We start from the raw sequence: 18,726 nt of genomic DNA on the forward strand, positions 1-18,726 counted from the left end.
TTTTTGATGGTTTAATTTGCAGGATTAAATTGCACTTTAACTGCATCTGCAATTGAATAGCCATTGCCACCGTTTGTCAGTGTTATCATTAATTCTCCGCCTGTTAATGTGAATGATCCTAAAGCAAAAAAAGTGTTCCCATTGACCTGTTGATTTACTGTAAGAGTTGACACTTCGTTGCCGTTGTTATTAATTGTAAAAGGCGCATTCGTAGCACGGTTTGCGTAAGCAGTGTAATAACAATATATGGTATAATTACCAGCTGTAGGTAAATCAAATTTCCAAGTGGCCTGTAAACTCCCATCCCCATTTGGTGCTGTCTTGTATCCTACATTATAATAACCGTCGGTTACTGTAGAGTTACCCCATGAGCCAACGGTGCTAAAGGCACTCTCATCAGCGTCATCCACAATAATCTCAAATGGCTCAGTGTGGGAGAAGAGAGTTGATCTTGTCAAAGTCATTCCTCCCTGATTATCAATAACAGTCAGCGTAACTTCTGCCGGAATGTTTTCAAAATGATGTGTTACAGTTACTCCTGTTGCGTTTTCTCCATCCCCAAAATCCCATTGGTATTCGCTAATACTTCCATCTGGGTCAGTTGACTGTGCCGCACTGAGCGTGTATGTGTCGCCTTCCTGGGCATACTCAATAGTTGCAGTTGGCGGGCTGTTGCTGTTATCGATGTCGGTGATGGAAAGAGAAGTGAGGCCGTACGCAGCATAGACTGCGGGTGCGTGTGACTGACAAATGAAAATGGTGGTAATTATTACTAATAAGTGAGGCACTGAACTGGTTCTCTGTGGCGAGGTGTTGTGGCTGATGTATTTCCGCATGTCCTTTCTCCTTGCTAAAGTAACAAGACATTGCTGGGTAAGAAGGTCTTTAAGGCTTTGGTGTGGTCCCATGTGCATTCTATTGCCTGTTCATACTGGGAAGCTTGTGCATGCAAGCTTAAGTGTGGAACGGTTCTCGGTTACAGTTATCACCATTTGTTGGAGGTGTATGCATCCATAACGTAATATAGCGTCGCTATTCTCTTTTTTAGAAATATTAATTAGCCGTAATAAATTGTTTAATACCCTCTATCAGGCTTTCAGTGGCATTTTTACCCTTCAACAGATCTCTATTTACCCACTCTTCAGTTTGGTAATTTTCAAGCATGCCGATCAAGGTTTTATCATCGTACGCTACTAGTAAGCCTCTTTTCTCAAATTGTCTTGCTGTGGCCAGCTGGTGGTCGTTCCTGTGTTCTTTGTATTGTGCTAAACGTGGCATGACGATTATCTGCTTAGCTAAATCTAAACAGGTGATTATCGTACCCATGCCTGCATGGGCAATAACCAATTCTGCTTTTTGAAGTTTATCCTCAAATCGCTGGGAATCCAAGAATAACTCATATTCGATATGCTTTGGTTTAAATTTTGAGTCGCCTATCTGTGCGAACACATCAAGCTTAGCGCTTTTGGCCCATGCATCTACAGTTTGAATTAATCGATTAAAAGGAAGTTGATTCCCTACTGTGACAAAAATCATATCACTGAACCCAAATAGAACGGGCCAGTGGGTTTAGCCAGGTGCTCCCATTGCGTCAACCACAAATCGCTGAATTTACCAGCAAGCTTTCCTGATAATGATAACGTGTTGACGTTAGCTATACTGTCAACCCAGATTGTCTTTGCGCCCAAGGCCTTTCCAAAAATGATGGCAAACAATCCGGGAGCCGCACCAGTTGAAACAACATACTTTGGTCTGTACTTCATTACATAAAAAAAGGTTTTGAACGCTGTGTGCATTAGTTTAAGCTTTGTCCACCGGCTAGAATCAGGGACAGTGAGCACAAGACTGTTTCCATTTTTGGCTGTAGTGTTTTTTTGAGTGGTCATAAAGACACACTGGTATCCAGAGAATGCTGGGAGCAACTTGTTTAATTGCACCCAATGTCCACCAGAAGAACTGACAAGAAAAACAATATCATTTTCCATTTTAGCTCAACCGATTGTTGCCGGATTATTGGCTCGCCTCGAGAACCTTTAAGGAGAATTTTTTCATGAGTAATTGTAATTAATCCGGTGCATTAAAAAACAAATTAGTTCCAAAAAAATTACAAGTCCGAGTTAGGATTGGTAATATGGACGCCTGCAACAATATCACGTAATAAGCGGGCCAAAGGTAATTCTCTGCTTAGTTGGAGTTATCGTACACATAGCTCGAAATCTCAGTTTCCGTAGAGTCAGAGTTTATGGTTGTCATGGAGAGCGTCAGGGGGCCTTCCGGGGCCAGGCCCTGGCAGCTCAGTGTCCCTGTGTCCGGCGGCGTGTCTTTTTCGCACAGAAGCTCGTTGTTCAGGTAAAAACGCAAGCTTGTGGCAGTAGTGTCATCGGGCAAGTCCCAGGTAAAGGTAAAGAGCTTTTCTGTTCCGCCGGTGGTCGTTATAGTGGTGGAGGTCTCACTGAACTGCTCCTCAGAGGGGGGTTGCTCCTCCACAGAGGTCGAAGAGGAGATAACCGCTGTTATGGAAGTTATGGTAGGGCCCTTTTCAGTGCCACCTGCCGCTGTCTCCTCGAGCAGGGTCGTTATCACGGTGGTGGCACTGGCGAAATTCCCTTGTTCATCAGAGATGGTCAGGGTGACGTTGAATTCGCCTTGTTCCGTAAAGGTATGCGAGGGGTTGCTTTCGCTGGATGTGTTGCCGTCGCCGAACGACCATGCATAGCTCGTGATGGCCCCCTGAGAGGAGTCTGCAGAAAAATTGACTTGCAGGGGGGTGGTGCCCTGGGTTGCTGAGGTGCTAATCTGGGCGTGCAGGGTTTCAGTCGCTGTCTCTGTGGGGCTCACGCTTAAGGTGAAATTATCGGAAAGCGTGGTTTCCGTTCCATCAAAACCTTCTGCGGTGATGGTGAAGGTGTTTGTATCTTCGAGCAGCAGGCTGCAGCTCATCTCTCTGGCGTTTGCGTCGCTGGTTTCACAGAGCAACTGGTCGTTCTGGTAGAGGCGAAAACGGTTTATGCTGGACGTATCGTTGTCATATTGCCAGGTAAAATGGCCAAGGCGCCAGGCAAAGAGATCCGGGTAGGCAAAAGGGTCCAGGGTGAAAAGGTTGGCAGGTTCTCCTTCTGTGCCTTCCGTGGTAACGGTTGTCATTGTGAAAATCATGGTTTCCGGAACGATGTTCACAGGGCAGGTGAGGGAGGTTACTGAAGTATCTTGGGTCGAGCAAACCAGGTCGCTGTTAAGGTAAAAGTTACGTTGTGAAATATCGGCTGGGGAGGCTTCCCAGGTAAAGGTGATATTTCTTGTATGGGCTGTGACCTGGTATGCCGGGGTATAAAAGACTGAAATAGCTCCTGTCAGATCGCTTTCGTCTGCACCATTATAAGCGGACAGGGCGAAATGGTAGGTGGTGTTGTCTTCCAGTCCGGTGAGGGTAATGCTCGAGGCGGCAGGGTCTGTGATGCGTATGGGGGATGGCCCGTTTTCTGCGTCCTGGCCGTCAAAAGGTGGAGCAGGTTCACCGCCTTTTTTGTAGTAGAGCCTGTACCCTTCGATGGTATCCGTATTCGGAGTCCAGGAAAAGGTATAGTCTTTTGCAACGGCCCAAGTGGGCAATGCTAATATACTCCACAGCAAACCGAAGGCAAATCCTGTGGCTGCGAGGATGGTGTGGCGTGTTGCTGTTGCTTTCGGGTGTTTCATCCTGAGTGCCTGGTTAATGGTGCGGGGGCAGGAAGACAAGCCGTGCGAATGGGAGTGTTGAGTGCCGTTCATACTGCCTGCCCTTTGCTCCGGCTTTTCTGCCTGGTATTAACGCGTTTTCCTGGTTAGAAACTGGCTTCACGTCAGGCAAGTCGCCTCACGGGGATTATTGCGCCTGATTTCGCTATTTATCCTTCGAAAAATAATAAAAGAGCAGACCATTTTTCAGTGTGTGTAACAGCCATCGAGAATTCTTTTTCTGGGCAAACAATATGGTCATTGCAATTCTACAAGATGCTGGATTCAGCAGGACACAGATCCGCAGAAACCATACTGTTAGGAATATCCTGGCGCTGGTTAATATTTTCCGTGGCCCAGAGAATGGCTTGCACCCGGTTAGTGGCACCAATCTTTTTATAAAGGTTACTGACGTGGGTTTTTACCGTATTCGAACTGATAAAAAGTTTATCCGCAATGTGTTGATTGGAAAAGCCGGCAACGATCAGCTGGAGTATCTCCATTTCCCGTTTGGTAATGAGCGGCTCTTCGAGCACCGCTTGCTTACCATTTTTCTGGTTGCGCATAATCTCCAGGCTTTGCACCAGTAAGTCGCGAGTGACCCAGTAGTGCCCTTGGATTATCTTGTCTATCCCCTTGGTGATGTTTTCAAAATCGTCGGAGGTATAAAACACACCACGAATCGGGTAGCGGATAAAATCCTGCATCACCTCGACTTTTCTATCTACATTCATGAGAGCGATAGCAGGGTTATGCGTGTTGATGCCGGAGCTTTTGATGAGCCGATTGCAGTAGGAATCAATGGGTTTCTTATCGCAATCACAAAAGACAATGCAGTTATCATCAAAGAAATGCGCATTGATCTGCTCATCTTTATTAATACAAACAGGGTCAATACCGGATAGCCCGTACACCTGGCTAGCAAAAAGCTTGTTGGTAAAGGGATTGGGTCCCCAGATGAAGACTCGTTCAAACAGCATGAGAGTGCCACAATGTGTTACATTTTATATTGTTTCAGCATGTTAGTACAATATGAGAACACTTCTTTATAGCAATTATCTATGGATTGGTCAATTCACCCCACCGTTTTTGCATTCCGCATTTGCGGAAACCAGGCACACAAAAAGTGATGTAAGCGCAGGCGCTTCAAGGGCTACCCCCATGAAACACGGTAATGATGCGTGCAAATAACGACAGGTTTGTAATAAAAAAATGTCATTTCTGGATTTTTTTTTTGGATACACACTCTGGCTCCCCACCGGTGGCAAGCTAGCCCCCCCCCTCGGTAAAACCGAGGGGGGGAATAACCAACGAACCAATTCCAGTCTTCTCGTCTTACTGGGCTGGGTTCACCTCCCTTATGGCCAGGTAACCTACCACCTCATTTGTATGCCCTGTTTCGCTTTCTCGCGACTGCTCTTCTTCCACCCTGACCTGGAAACTCCCCTTGGCCTGGTTGGTTACACGGAGGGCGGAAGTATCACCACCATTGGTTGTCTGCATATCAGCAAAAAGGAAGGGCAACTGTTCACCGGTGTTTTGGTAGGTTACGCCTTTCCAGCCGTGATTAACATTCTCCGCAGTGGTGATTACTTCAAAACTCATATTGCCCATGACCCCGCCTCCTTTTTGCAGGGCGACATAATGCACGGTTTCCGCAGGATGAATATTTTCATGCAGTTCCTGCTCGCGGAAAGCGTAGGCAAATCCGGCGCCGGTCACATCCTGTATTCTTCCTGCTATGGTGTCCGTTTCGGATTCGCTGGCAACAGTGGTGAGCACCACCGGCGGAAAGGCGAATGGCTGATCAAAACTATGGGCAGTGAGGGTCGTTGTGCCTGTGATGGTGCCAGCCTCAAGAATGCTGCCGTTGATGACATGCCTTCCCTTTTCAACCACCAGGTAACTCACGGTTTCATCAAGGTGGCTACCGTCCAGGTAATCCCACTCCTCAAACTTGATCTCAAATCCGGCCTGATCAACATTTCGCAGCCGAATCACACCTGGATCACCCCCATTGTAGGTTGGCGGGCCGGCGATAACGATGGGGTGGGTAAACATTTTTTCCAGCTCGACCCGCTTCCACTCACCATTCACCGTGACCTCGCCTACTTCCACGGCAGAGAGGTGGTTCTCTTCAACTGGTTCAACAGCGGTGTTGTCAGCATCAGCCTGGTTGTTTTCTTGAGCCTGGCTCAGCTCCCTTATGGCCAGGTAACCTACAACCTCATTTGTATGCCCTGTTTCGCTCTCTCGCGACTGCTCTTCTTCCACCCTGACCTGGAAACTCCCCTTGGCCTGGTTGGTTACACGGAGGGCGGAAGTATCACCACCATTGGTTGTCTGCATGTCAGCAAAGAGGAAGGGCAACTGTTCACCGGTGTTTTGGTAGGTTACGCCTTTCCAGCCGTGGTTAACATCCTCCGCAGTGGTGATTACTTCAAGACTCATGTTGCCCATGGTCCAGCCTCCTTTTTGCAGGGCGACATAATGCACGGTTTCTGCAGGATGAATATTTTCATGCAGTTCCTGCTCGCGGAAAGCGTAGGCAAATCCGGCGCCGGTCACATCCTGCAGCCTTCCAGCTATGGTGTCCGTTGCGGATTCGCTGGCAACAGTGGTGAGCACCACCGGCGGAAAGGCGAATGGCTGATCAAAACTATGGGCAGTGAGGGTCGTTGTCCCTGTGATGGAGCCAGCCTCAATGATGCTGCCGTTGATGCTATGCCTTCCCTTTTCAACCACCAGGTAACTCACGGTTTCATCAAGGTGGCTGCCGTCCAGGTAATCCCACTCCTCAAACTTGATCTCAAATCCGGTCTGATCAACATTTCGCAGCCGGATCACACCCGGATCAGTTCCATTGTAGGTTGGCGGGCCGGCGATAACGATGGGAACGGCGAACATTTTTTCCAGTTCGACCCGCTTCCACTCACCATTCACCGTGACCTCGCCTACTTCTATGCCAGGCGATGGATCATCCTGGACCGAATCAACGGTGATGGTGGTACTGGCAAATGCTGTCGAGCCTTTATTATCTGTTACCTGAAGGGTGGCGGTATATATTCCTTCAGCAGTATAGGTATGGGTTACAGCAACACCGATGCCGACATCTCCGTCACCAAAGTCCCACGCATAGGTTTCAATGGTGCCGTCGCTGTCTGAGGAGCCGGAGCCATTCAGGGTGAGAGTAAACGGCGCCTGCCCTGATGCGGCAGACACACTCACAGCAGCCTGAGGCGGCTGATTGGTTTCTACGACAGGTGCGGTAATAATGATCGGCAGACTGGTGGTACTTTGTACTCCCTGACTGTCTGCAACCGTCAGGCTTACACTGTAGGTAGCGGCAGTGGCAAAAGTGTGGGTGACCTGCTCACCACTGGCTGACGAGCCATCACCAAAGCTCCACTCATAGCTGGCAACGGTCCCTTCTGTGTCGGTTGAACCTGATCCGTCAAACACGATGGCGGTAGAGGTTGTTCCTGTTGAGGGACAGAGTATAACTGCCTTGGGGGCGGTATTGGTGACAGGTGCCTCGGTAACGGTAATGGTGATAGTGTCACTGCTCATGTTGCCGTCGCTGTCTGTAACGGTCAGCCTGGATGCATAACTGCCGGGAAGGGTGTAGGTGTGGGCAACATTGCTGCCACTTGCTGCGGCTCCATCACCAAAATCCCAGCCATAGGAGGCGATCTGGCCGGATGAGGAGGAACCATCAAAACTCACAGTCAAAGGAGCGCTGCCTTCCTGCGTACTTGCCACCACCTCCGCTACAGGGGCGGAAGCAACCGGCGGGTCCACTGGTTGGGTTGGCTCTTCTCCATCGAAAGAAAACAGGTACGGTTCGGAATGATCGCTCTCAGAGCCGTCTGCAAAAAGGGCCACCATAGTGAAAGTGGTCGTTTCTTCTACCAAAGTTAACGTGCAGTCCATGGTGGTAGCGTCCGGGTTATGGGTCTCGCAAACCGGGATGCCTTCCTGGTAAAGCCGAAAACCCGTAACCGCCGGTTGGTCAGGCGGAGCATATCCCCAGTCGACATTAATGGAACAATCTACAGCGGCAGCCGCAGTGGCGTACCCCCAGCAAATAAGAGCGAGAAATGTGATGGCGATGCGGTTACACATGAAATGCTTTCCCCTTTGTTACGATTATTCATGAGCCGAGAGGATGCTATTTGGCACTGTTACCGCTATTTTCATATTTCGTTCCACCTGCGCGCCAGAAAAAATCTACAATAATTTCATAATATTACGTGAAAAAACGTTCCGAAATTAATTACTTTTTCGTAACCCATCTTACCTTTTATACCGTTTTGCTCTTCCCGCACGCATACCAGGCACTTGTCGATAGGTGTTTGCAGACTATTGAAGGTGGCGCTTTTGGTGCAGCTTTGGACTGCTCTGCTCACCCTATGACAAGCGTAAGATGAGCGGGTGAGCGGGCTGGGTGCAGCTTTGGACAGGGGTTGCCTGGGGAGTAGACGCAGATCCGGATAGAGGGGGGTCAGGGCAGCTAAGAAGTATGATTGGCAGACAGGAATCGTTGAGCGGGAACAGGCAGAGGGGAGGTATAGCCACCAAAAGGAGGGTAAAGGCGGCAGAAACAACACGAACCAGTAACCATTCCAGATTTGCTATTCCGGTTTGTCCGCGCTATAAGTACAAGCGGTTGGTTTTTTGGTTACACTCCCCCTGCATCGCACCTTCCCTTAAGCTATAAACAGTTGAGGAGCATTTATGGAAAACTATATTTACCTTATCGGCGAAGAGCAATCGGCCATTATCCCGGAAAACCGGGAAGTGCTGCAGTTCACCGAGGCCAAAATGGGCAGCATCGATACCGAAGAACTGCGATTGGTGGTTGCCAATGTGTTTGGCAAGGGAGATTTTTTCCCCGGCCCTCAGGAAGTGGTCACTTCCATCATTCACGAGCTGGTCAGGCGCTGGGAGCCCTACCAAAAAAAGACGATCAGCGACAGTTACTGCGTGCTCATGACTGCCTTTCGCCTGCTTGACGGAGAGATTGAAGCAACCCCGCAGGCCATCATTCCCACTGAGGGGCAGTCACTCTCGCCTGGTGATGACAGCAGCTTTTACCGGCTGCTCCTGGAAACACTGCCCACCTTTCAAGAATGCTTCACCCACAGTGCCTATGCGCCGGACTCCAAGCTGGTTGCCATCATTAAAGACAGCGCGGTGCACCACCAACAGCAGTAAATCAAGCAGATCTATCCAGCCTATGGCTTGCGGACGAAATCGGTCAACGTGGGCGGAGTGACGCAGAAGCCGCTCATGCAGTCGCCGATGGAGTTGATCGCTGCATCTTCCAGGTCGATCAGGGCCAGGACAACATCTTCCACCGTTGCTCCGGCATACTCGCCCTCCGCTGTAAACCACCCTTCCCCTTCCTTGCACACAAACTGTTCCTGCACGTACCGGTGCTGCTCTGCCTGGGGCTTATCGATAAATTTTCCATCATACATAGGCCACCTCGTCAATGGTTGGGGGGCTCAGGACTGCAGCGAATAACAGGGCGAGTAGGACTGGGAGGCAAGCTTCATGCGCCCTGCATCGATAAAGTCGGAAAGCAGCTGATCGAGCGGGTCCATCACCTCGCAATCCCCATGGAGTTCAAACAAGCCTTTTTCTTCAATGGCGCGAATGCCGGCGTCCTTGACGTTACCGGCAACGATGCCGGAAAAGGCCCGCCGCAGGTTGACCGCCAGCTGGTATTTATCCTGCTTAAGGGACAGGTCCAGGTTGCGCATGCTCTCGTGGGTCGGCTCAAAGGGGTGTTGAAATTCCGGATCAATATGGAGCAGCCAGTTGAAATAGTAGGCATCATCATTGAGCTTGCGGAACTGGCGCACCCGCTCAATGCCCTCCTTGGCAATCAGCGCCACCTTAACCGGGTCGTCAATGACGATGGTGTAGCGCTCCTGGGCTTCCGGGCCCAGGGTTGCACCGATAAAGGCGTCAATCTGCTCAAAATAGGCGGCAGCGCTTGGCGGTCCGGAGAATATAACCGGAAAGGGCATGTGCTTGTTCTGCGGCGCCATGAGAATGCCCAGCAGATAAAGGATCTCTTCGGCCGTGCCCACGCCGCCGGGAAAGACAATGACCGCATGCCCGGTGCGGACAAAGGCCTCCAGCCGTTTTTCGATATCCGGCATGATGACCAGGGCATTGACGATCGGGTTAGGTGATTCCGCAGCAATGATGCCCGGCTCGGTAATGCCCAGGTACTGGCCAGTGTAGTTGCGCTGCTTGGCATGGCCGACGGCCGCCCCCTTCATGGGCCCCTTCATGGCGCCCGGGCCGCATCCGGTGCAGATGTCCATACCGCGCAGACCCAGCTGGTAGCCGACCTCCTTGGTATAGTCATACTCGTGCTCCCGAATGGAATGACCGCCCCAGCAGACCACCAGCCGAGGGTTGGTACGGGGACGCATGATGTTGGCGTTGCGCAGGATATGAAACACTGCATTGGTAATGCCGCCGGTTTCCTGCAAGTCAAACTTGGGATTATTGTTAATCTCATCATCCACGTAGATGATATCGCGCAGGACCGCGAACAGATGCTCGCGGATACCCCGTATCATTTCACCGTCGACAAAGGCAAGTTCCGGAGCATTTTTCAGGTCCAACTTAATCCCCCGCTCCTCCTGGATAACCTCAATATCAAAACTGGCGAACCGCTCAAGCAGTTCCTTGCCGTCGTCAAGGTATTCGCCATAGTTGAGCACGGCCAGCGAGCAGCTGCGGAAAAGCGGGTAAAGCGGACCTCGGCTGGTATCGAGCAGCTTACTGATTTCCAGGCGAGAGAGGACATCCAGGTGGCCGTTGGGCGATATACAGGCATCCAGTACAGAGTGTGGCATGCAGGTTCCTTAGAATAAAGAATGGTTATTGGGCTTGTTTGCTGCGTCATCCCGGCGCTGCAATCTGTGCGTTCCATGGCTGTCTCAAGCGGCGCAATCTCTCCTTGACCGCTTACGGAATGAGTCTGAGCTGCACATGAAGAATTCGCACTGGAGAGCAACCGCAGAAAAGACCTGGCTCGCGCTACTGACGGCCAGGTCGCGTTCATTGTACCACAACCGTTGTCCAGGCAAAGCGCTTTTCACCTTTTCTTTCTCTCCTCCCCTTACCCACTCAGAAGGCAGCTGGAAGATGATTTTTTCTGGTGACACGGGCGCAGGCAGGGGTTGAAATGTAAAATATTTTACTAATTGCAGCTGTCACCGTTTCTTGATCATAATTTTTATTTACTGTGCTGCAGGCGCTTTTAAGAGGTTGCCGAAAAAGAGCTTGACCACTTAATTACTTTTTTGCAACTTAAATCAAAAAGCTGCAATACACTCAATCACTCAACGCCTCCTGTTGAAGAGAGCAACGCCATGCATAGCACGCACAAACCAGAACCCCCTTTTGCCACCCGCCTTCTTGCCTCCCTTTGCTTCAGCATAAACTGCATTTACACCGGGCAGTGCTCTTTTCGCCGTAGCCCTTCCTGCATACGTGCCTGCCACTTCCGCTCCTGCGTGTTCCGGATATGCGCAACGGCCCTTCTTGTTGCAGGGGTGCAGGCACCTGCCCTGGCCGCAGTACAGTATTTCTACGATAGTCGTCACCAGCTGCAGCGTGCAGTTTTTACTGATGGAACAACCATCGCTTTCAGTTACGACCTCAATGGCAATCGCATGCACAAGACCACCACAGGACCGAACTTCATCACCTACGAAGATGGTGAAGATGGTACGACCAACAGCTGGCAGGTGTACGACAAGACCCCGGAGGGTGCAACCATTGGCAACGTGTATGATGCACTCCGCCAAAGCCGGGTAATTACCCTGAACGGAACCGGTACTGCCAACGGTTTTCGGCTGCGCAACCCAGACGACAGCAACTGGAACAACCGGGACTATCCGGTAATCCAATGGTCCATGCGCTATGCAGAGCATTTTGTGGTCTACATTGCCGCCCAGACTACCGACGGGTTCCGCTACCTCTACTACACCCCGGTTGATACCAACAAACTGGGTGACGGCACCTACATCCACCACGGACTTGGGATAAACGCCAAAGATAGCACCTGGCAAACCTTTGTCCGCGACCTGGAGTACGACCTCCAGGAGGCCCAGCCGGACAATAGGCTCATCTCAGTTGACGCCTTCCTTATTCGCGGCAGCGGCAGAGTTGACGACATCCAGGTGCTGCGCGAGATTCCAGAGATGCTTGACTCAGACCAGGACGGCCTTGCTGATGGTGATGAAATGCAGCTCTATGGTTCTCATCCCTACCAGGCTGATTCCGACGATGACGGACTGAACGATGGTGAAGAGTTGGCGTACTGGGGGCAGGCCTGGGACCAGGATGCCGATGGGGACGGGACGATCAACCTCCTGGATAGCGATGCTGATGATGACGGTATTTTTGATGGCCTGGAAACAGCAGAAGGAACCGACCCGCTCGACCCGGCATCCGCACCCGCAGCCATTACTGTGGAAGATGGAGAAAACGCATACACTCTCGGCTGGCAGATATACGACAATACCCCTGAAGGCGCAACTATTGCCACGGTCTATGATGAGCAGCGCCAAAGTCAGGTCGTCGCTTTCAGCGGAGAGGGAACGGCCAATGGTTTTCGACGGCGAGATGCCGATGGCCGCGACTGGGGCTTTGAGCATTTTCCGGTGGTTGAGTGGTCAATGCGCTCTACCGAGCATTTCGTCATCTACATTGCTGCCCAGACCACCGAGGGCTTTCGCTACCTCTACTACACTCCGGTCGATACCGACACGCTGGGTGACAGCACCTACATTCACCACGGACTCGGGACAAACGCAAAAGACGGCACCTGGCAGACCATGGTCCGCGACCTGGAGTACGACCTCCAGGAGGCACAGCCCGGCAACAGGCTCCTCTCGGTTGACGCCTTCCTCATTCGCGGCAGCGGACGGGTCGATGATATCCGGGTGCATCGCGAACTTCCGGAATCGCTTGATTCTGACGGCGATGAGCTGACCGACCGCAACGAGATGCAGCTATATGGCACGGATGCCTATCTGGCCGATTCTGATGGCGACGGTGTGGATGATTGGCAAGAGCTTGAGTATTGGGGGCAAGCCTGGGACCAGGACGCTGATGGCGACGGGATGATCAACCTCCTGGATAGCGATGCTGATGATGACGGCATAGCTGATGGGCTGGAAATAGCGGAAGGAACCGACCCGCTCGACCCCGCGTCCTATCCCCTGTCAATGTGCCTTGAGGACGCTGAGGACGGAGCAACCCTTGGCTGGCAGGTCTACGACAACACTCCCGAAGGTGCACTCATAAGCAACATCTATGACGAGGAGCGCCAGTGCCGGGTGATTGCCTTGAGCGGCTCAGGCACGGCAAACGGCTTCCGACTGCGCAATGAGGATGGCAGCAACTGGAATATTCAGCAGTTCCCGCTGATCGAATGGTCCATACGCTCCACAGAACATTTCGTGGTCTACATCGCTGTTCAGACCAGCGAAGGGTTCCGCTACCTTTATTACACCCCGGTTGATATCGACAAGCTGGGAGACGGGACCTATATCCATCATGGCCTGGGTATCTCGGTAACGGACGGCAGCTGGTACTCAATTGTTCGCGACCTGGAACAGGACCTGCGAGATGTGCAACCGACCAATGAACTGCTGTCCATCGACGCCTTCCTCATCCGCGGCAGCGGCAGGGTTGACGACATTCGGGTACATGCACGGATGCCTCAGCCATAATCGGATGCGCATGCCACGCCAATTAACCATGAAACAACAGACAACCAAACCAAACAACCACATTATTACGCCCTCATCACCATGAACAACACAAAGATCGCACCCCTTGGCCCGGCCGTGCTCACAGCAGCCATTCTGCAATTTTTCTGCTGGTCAGCAGCCTCCGCTGATTGCAGATGTTCTGTGGGCAGTAATTATATCAACATAATCGGCATGGAGATATTTGCGGCATCCTGCCCGCCCGAAGGACTCACTCATGATGAAAACAACACCACCGTCAGGTACCTGATTGACCCGATAAGGTGCGCAGGCTCAACCATCCAAAAATACGCCTCCTATGGCGACATGGTTATGTCGCCGGCATCCGTAATCTCTTATCACCAGAGTCAAGGATATAAAGTGCTCTCCAACCCCAGCGGCAGCCACATTATTGCTGTTTATAAAAATTTTACTGGTCGCATTGCCGGTAAAAAAGTCACCGAGCTCTCCACTTCGCAGGTCTATGTCACAGAGGCACTCAACCAGTATTGCACAGCACCCAACCAGCTTACGGATAGTGACGGTGACGGCTTTCCTGACTGCCTGGACTGCGCGGCTGCCGACCCTGAACTTTCCACCGGGTGCCCGACCTGTACTGATGAATATGCAGCCCTGGTCAAGCAATGCGGCAGTGAATTGATGATCAGCAGCTTCGATCCTGAGGCATGCAACGGCTACTGCAGGGAGCTGGGCGGCCCAAGGTGCCTACTGAATGCATCACCCCGGTAAACTCTTCTTCTTCACTCCCTCTATCCACAGATAATTATGCACACCACAGCTTATCAACAAAAATGGTTTTCCCTCCTCCTGGGTCTGCTGCTTTGCCATGTGAGCTCCACCGCCAACGGATCATCGCAACCCTACCTGTTTGAGCACCAGGTCAACTTTGCCACTGGCAACAAATACCACCAGGAAACCGATATTGCTCTGGGTGGGCCAGGCCTGCCAGTGATTTTTACCCGAACCTACAACAGCCAGAGTGAAGAAGTTTTTCTGCTGGGCTATGGGTGGAGTTGCAACCTGAACGAACGGTTAGTTGTTGGCGCGGACAGCATGCATATGGTGGCCCCTGATGGACAGACGATTTTTTTTGCCATGAAGGAGCAAGGTCTGTGGGAATCACTTACCGGAAGGCGACAGACAGTAACTGCGGTTGGAGATCAGTACCGGTTGAGGCTGCCTGGCGGCAAGAGGAAGACCTATGCCGCCGATGGTCGCCTGCTGGAAAGCATGGACCCCAACGGCAATCGTTTAACTTATACCTATACAGCAAACCAGCTCACCGGCATCGCCTCCAACTTCGGACAGGCCCTGGCGTTCAGTTATACCGCAGGCCGACTCGCTGCCGTGACCAGTCCGGCAGGCAGCTTCCACTTTACCTACGATGAAGACGACAACCTGACCTCAGTGACCAGGCCTGATGGTTCAATGATCAGCTACCTCTATGATGACCCCAATGATCCCCACAACCTGACCGGCAGAATCGACCAGGAGAACAGGCGCAGCTTCACAGCCGTTTATGATGCCGAAGACCGGGTGACCAGTATCGCGCTGATGGGCGGCCTTAAGGCGACGACCATCGCCTATGACGGTGCGTGGGAACGCACCGTCACCAACAGTTTGGGACAGGCGACCACCTATCGCCTGACGGCCAAGAATGGCCAAGCACTGGTCGATTCCTTTATCGGCCCGGGATGCTCTTCGTGCGGTTCGTCGGCAGACACATCCTACACCTACAACAATCGCGGCCAAATGAGCTCTGCCACCAACGCCGCCGGCGCTGTAACCGAGTACACGTATGATCCTGACGGCAACCTGCTGACAATGACAGAAGCACAAGGCACACCGCTGGAGCGAACAACCACCAGGACCTATACCGCAGCAGGCAAACTGAACACCTATGCTGCACCCTCGGTTGGCGGTGTTGATGAGGAAAAACTGTTCACCTACACCTATGATGGAGCAGGTAACCTTTTGGGTAAGACTACCAGCGGTTACGATAAAGATGGCCCGTTGTCTATTTCCACGACGTACACCTATAATAGCACTGGCCAACCGCTCACCATCGATGGACCACGAACAGGTATTGACGACACCCTGACCATCACCTATTACCCCAATAACGCCGACCAGAGAAACAATCGGGGCCAGCTCCATACCATGACCAATTGCCAGGGACATACCATTACCTATGCGAACTACACCGCTCTGGGCATGCCGTCCACAATAGTCGACGCCAACGGCGGCACGATCACCCGCACCTATGATGATAGCGGCAACCTTGTCTCCCAGGCACAGGGAGGCTTAGTCACCAGCTACACCTTTAATAAGGCGGGCGACATCACCGGTATCACCTATCCCGGAGGGCAAAGCTATACCTACACCTACGCTCCAACAGGACTGCTGGAAGAAATAGCCGGCAACTCCGGCAACTCCATCCACTACACCTACGACTCGGAAGGCCAGAAAACCGATGAGGAGGTGTACGATCCGGCCGGTACGCTGCAGCGATACGCAGGATTTGCCTACGATGAACAGGGCCGCTTGAGCAAAATGATCATGCCGGGCGGCGACCTGCACCAAGCCACCTATGATGCTCTCGGCAACCTGGTGCAGAGGGTCAATGCAACCGGGCTCCAGACCACCATGAGCTACGACCAACTCAGCCGAATGGTTACAAGTGAGGAAGCAGGGGCAACTGTCGGCTATGCATATGACTCGGCAGGCAACCTGGTTCAGTTCACCGACGCGCTCAACCTGGTCACCCGATATACCTACGATGACCTGGGACGAAGGATTGCCCGTAATGCACCTGATACAGGCGAGACTACCTACGAGTACGACCAAGCAGGCAATCTTATCACCAGCACAGACGCCGCCGGACGAACTATTCACTCCGCCTATGACAGCTTGAACAGGCTGGCCAGTCGACGGACCGACGGCGTTACGGACAATTTTTTCTATGACATTGGTCCAAATGGCACCGGTCGTCTTACGGGAACAATCGATAATTTTGGCCAACGGACGCTGAGCTATAACCTCAACGGACAACCTCTCAGCGATACACGCACCATCAATGCAACCTCATATACCATTGCATACGACTGGAACAGCAGCAGCGGCCAACTGGAGGCCCTTACCTACCCCAGCGGCATGCAGGTTGCGTACTCGCGAGGGGACAATGGACGCATACAATCCATCACCGTAGACGGCGAGACCATTATCAGCGCAGTTACCCACCTCCCTTTTGGACCGCTTACACATGCAGTTCTGGGCGAGGTACCACTCAACCGGACCTATGACCAACGATATAACCTGACTGAAATTTCCACTGGCTCTCTGCATCGAACCTACACCCGCGACCCTGAAGGGCACGTAACAGGCATAACCAACCTGCCTTCACCAAATGCGAGTGACGCAACAGTCAACTATACGTACAAGCAAGGAACCAACCAGCTTGCATGGGCCAGCGGCAACCTGCAAAAGACCTATACGCAGGATCCTGTCGGCAACACCATCTCAGACGGCAGGTTTACCTACACCTACGATGGTCTCAACCGACTCACCCGCGTGGAACAGGGATCCACCCTGGTTGCTGAATACGGCTATGACGTGCACAATAGAAGGATATACAAAGCAACAACCAGCCAGACGGTTCATTTCCACTACGATACCAACGGGCTACTCCTTGCGGAAACAACGTCGGACGGCACCCCACTCCGCGAATATATCTACATCGGCAACGAGCCAATCGCCCTCAAGGTGTACGACACCGCTCCAGGCATCTACTACTTCCTGAACGACCATCTCGGCAGCCCACAACAGCTGATCACCGCCACCGGCACCATTGCCTGGCAGGCAGCATACCTGCCCTTCGGCCAAGCCCAGATCCTCCAGGAAACCGTCACCAACAACCTCCGTTTCCCGGGCCAGTACTTTGACGAAGAAACCGGTTTACACTACAATTGGAATAGGTACTATGATCCTGCTACGGGGAGGTATATTTCTGCTGATCCTATTGGGTTGGAGGGTGGGATGAATTTGTATGCGTATGCGAATTTGAATCCTGTTAATTTTTCTGACCCGAAAGGACTGGAATTAGTTGTACCGGATCTAACAATGGTCTTTCCGAAATCAAAACTTGCGGCACCCATTGCGCAAGTTGCTATTGGAGGCGTAGAATTAGGAATCGGCTTAACAAATGGTGTTGCAGGAATAGCATTAATCGTTTCCGGGCCTCAATATTGGTTAATGGCCCAGCCTTTTTTAATTTCCTCTCCGTCATTGGTTTTTTCTGGATACACACGAATAAAAGACGGAATTGAATCCCTGGAGGATAGGACTTGTGAGCAAAATTGAATTTATATGGCCATTGAAAATAGTTCTAAACGTATCAATATTTCTACTTTCTATTATTTTTATACTTTATGCATCAGCACCTTTTTTTGGAGGAATTTTATCACTTTCAGCTTTATTATTTTATTTTTCAATTATATTTTTACTATTTATTGCAAAATATATTTTCAATAAAATAGAAAAAAATGAAAAAATAAAAAAAAATGAAATTATTCATATAACTATTTATGAAATATTTTGTTCTTTTTTATGGTTTAGACCTTTTCTAGCCTTTTTAATATCGATTATGCTTATTATTACAAATTACATTTTACACAAGAAATACTTAATAAATAACAATTGACTTTTACTTTCAATAGCATCCTCAATCAGCCCCCTCGCCAGTTCACCCAGCGCTCGTCAACGGCTCTGCAATATAAAAAATTTTTGGCGATGCAATGATGTATCTTGCTATGTGTCTTGCTATCTTTTTTGCCATTGCTGGCGGCATATGTCTTGTAACAATTCAGTTGAGAAAAAAGCTGCCATTATGGGGCGGGCTTTTTTCTGAAAAGCTGTTTTCCGAACTTGATAAAAAAGATAAACTTTTATTTCATATTGGTTGTGTATTACTCCTTGCTTGTGTGGTGATAGCCGCATTAGCATATTAATTCCAGAATACAACCCGATTAATCAAAACACTCTCTTCTCAAAATTTCAAAAACTTTGGAGAGGACGATGCGCAGTACACGACAACAGCAAACACCACTTCACTGCTAGCATCCTTCATACAGTGACAAAGGCTGCGCAATCCGGGGAATGAAGACCTAAACACAACCACAAAGACCAACGGCTATACAGTTACCGC

General features: G+C 50.9%; 14 protein-coding genes. 6 read left to right on the forward strand and 8 right to left on the reverse strand.

What is annotated here, in order from left to right; genetic code table 11:
- Positions 1 to 11: 11 nt before the first annotated feature.
- The 6 genes from ACZ52Z_RS06265 to ACZ52Z_RS06290 form a co-directional block, all read right to left on the reverse strand.
- Positions 12 to 836, reverse strand: coding sequence for a golvesin C-terminal-like domain-containing protein (locus tag ACZ52Z_RS06265; RefSeq protein ID WP_464269894.1), 825 nt, complete (start codon positions 834 to 836; stop codon positions 12 to 14).
- A 217-nt stretch (positions 837 to 1,053) separates the two neighbouring features.
- Positions 1,054 to 1,536, reverse strand: a complete 483-nt coding sequence (locus ACZ52Z_RS06270) for a glycosyltransferase (RefSeq protein WP_464269895.1) — start codon at positions 1,534 to 1,536, stop codon at positions 1,054 to 1,056.
- Entirely contained in the window at positions 1,533 to 1,985 is a 453-nt protein-coding gene (locus ACZ52Z_RS06275) for a UDP-N-acetylglucosamine--LPS N-acetylglucosamine transferase (RefSeq protein WP_464269896.1), read from the reverse strand. Before ACZ52Z_RS06275 ends, ACZ52Z_RS06270 begins: the two co-directional genes overlap by 4 nt.
- Positions 1,986 to 2,184: 199 nt before the next feature.
- Positions 2,185 to 3,768: a PKD domain-containing protein gene (locus ACZ52Z_RS06280; protein WP_464269897.1), complete on the reverse strand. Its 1,584-nt coding sequence runs from the start codon at positions 3,766 to 3,768 to the stop codon at positions 2,185 to 2,187.
- Between the two features lie 215 nt (positions 3,769 to 3,983).
- Positions 3,984 to 4,694: a LuxR C-terminal-related transcriptional regulator gene (locus tag ACZ52Z_RS06285; protein WP_464269898.1), complete on the reverse strand. Its 711-nt coding sequence runs from the start codon at positions 4,692 to 4,694 to the stop codon at positions 3,984 to 3,986.
- Positions 4,695 to 5,049: 355 nt separating this feature from the next.
- Entirely contained in the window at positions 5,050 to 7,839 is a 2,790-nt protein-coding gene (locus ACZ52Z_RS06290; RefSeq protein WP_464269899.1) for a PKD domain-containing protein, read from the reverse strand.
- A 612-nt stretch (positions 7,840 to 8,451) separates the two neighbouring features.
- On the opposite strand from ACZ52Z_RS06290, the gene ACZ52Z_RS06295 reads away from it, so the two are divergent.
- Positions 8,452 to 8,931 carry a hypothetical protein gene (locus ACZ52Z_RS06295; RefSeq protein WP_464269900.1) on the forward strand — a complete coding sequence of 160 codons (480 nt, stop codon included), beginning with the start codon at positions 8,452 to 8,454 and terminating at the stop codon, positions 8,929 to 8,931.
- 20 nt (positions 8,932 to 8,951) lie between these two features.
- On the opposite strand, the gene ACZ52Z_RS06300 is transcribed toward ACZ52Z_RS06295, so the two are convergent.
- Both ACZ52Z_RS06300 and ppnN read right to left on the reverse strand, forming a co-directional pair.
- Positions 8,952 to 9,197, reverse strand: coding sequence for a hypothetical protein (locus ACZ52Z_RS06300; RefSeq protein ID WP_464269901.1), 246 nt, complete (start codon positions 9,195 to 9,197; stop codon positions 8,952 to 8,954).
- Between the two features lie 27 nt (positions 9,198 to 9,224).
- Positions 9,225 to 10,595 carry a nucleotide 5'-monophosphate nucleosidase PpnN gene (gene ppnN / locus ACZ52Z_RS06305; protein WP_464269902.1) on the reverse strand — a complete coding sequence of 457 codons (1,371 nt, stop codon included), beginning with the start codon at positions 10,593 to 10,595 and terminating at the stop codon, positions 9,225 to 9,227.
- Positions 10,596 to 11,114: 519 nt separating this feature from the next.
- Between ppnN and ACZ52Z_RS06310 the strand changes: the two genes are divergently transcribed.
- The 5 genes from ACZ52Z_RS06310 (at position 11,115) to ACZ52Z_RS06330 (ending at position 18,529) form a co-directional block, all read left to right on the forward strand.
- The gene (locus ACZ52Z_RS06310) at positions 11,115 to 13,484 is read left to right on the forward strand and encodes a hypothetical protein (protein WP_464269903.1); all 2,370 of its coding nucleotides are present in this window, start codon (positions 11,115 to 11,117) and stop codon (positions 13,482 to 13,484) included.
- A gap of 183 nt (positions 13,485 to 13,667) precedes the next feature.
- Positions 13,668 to 14,252, forward strand: coding sequence for a hypothetical protein (locus tag ACZ52Z_RS06315; RefSeq protein ID WP_464269904.1), 585 nt, complete (start codon positions 13,668 to 13,670; stop codon positions 14,250 to 14,252).
- 36 nt (positions 14,253 to 14,288) lie between these two features.
- Positions 14,289 to 17,882 (forward strand): RHS repeat-associated core domain-containing protein, encoded by a 3,594-nt coding sequence (locus tag ACZ52Z_RS06320; RefSeq protein WP_464269905.1) that lies wholly within the window; start codon positions 14,289 to 14,291, stop codon positions 17,880 to 17,882.
- Entirely contained in the window at positions 17,869 to 18,222 is a 354-nt protein-coding gene (locus ACZ52Z_RS06325; RefSeq protein ID WP_464269906.1) for a hypothetical protein, read from the forward strand. Before ACZ52Z_RS06320 ends, ACZ52Z_RS06325 begins: the two co-directional genes overlap by 14 nt.
- A gap of 94 nt (positions 18,223 to 18,316) precedes the next feature.
- Positions 18,317 to 18,529: a hypothetical protein gene (locus ACZ52Z_RS06330; RefSeq protein ID WP_464269907.1), complete on the forward strand. Its 213-nt coding sequence runs from the start codon at positions 18,317 to 18,319 to the stop codon at positions 18,527 to 18,529.
- The last annotated feature ends 197 nt before the right edge of the window (positions 18,530 to 18,726 follow it).

The sequence above is a fragment of the Desulfogranum aggregans genome (genome assembly GCF_055398265.1).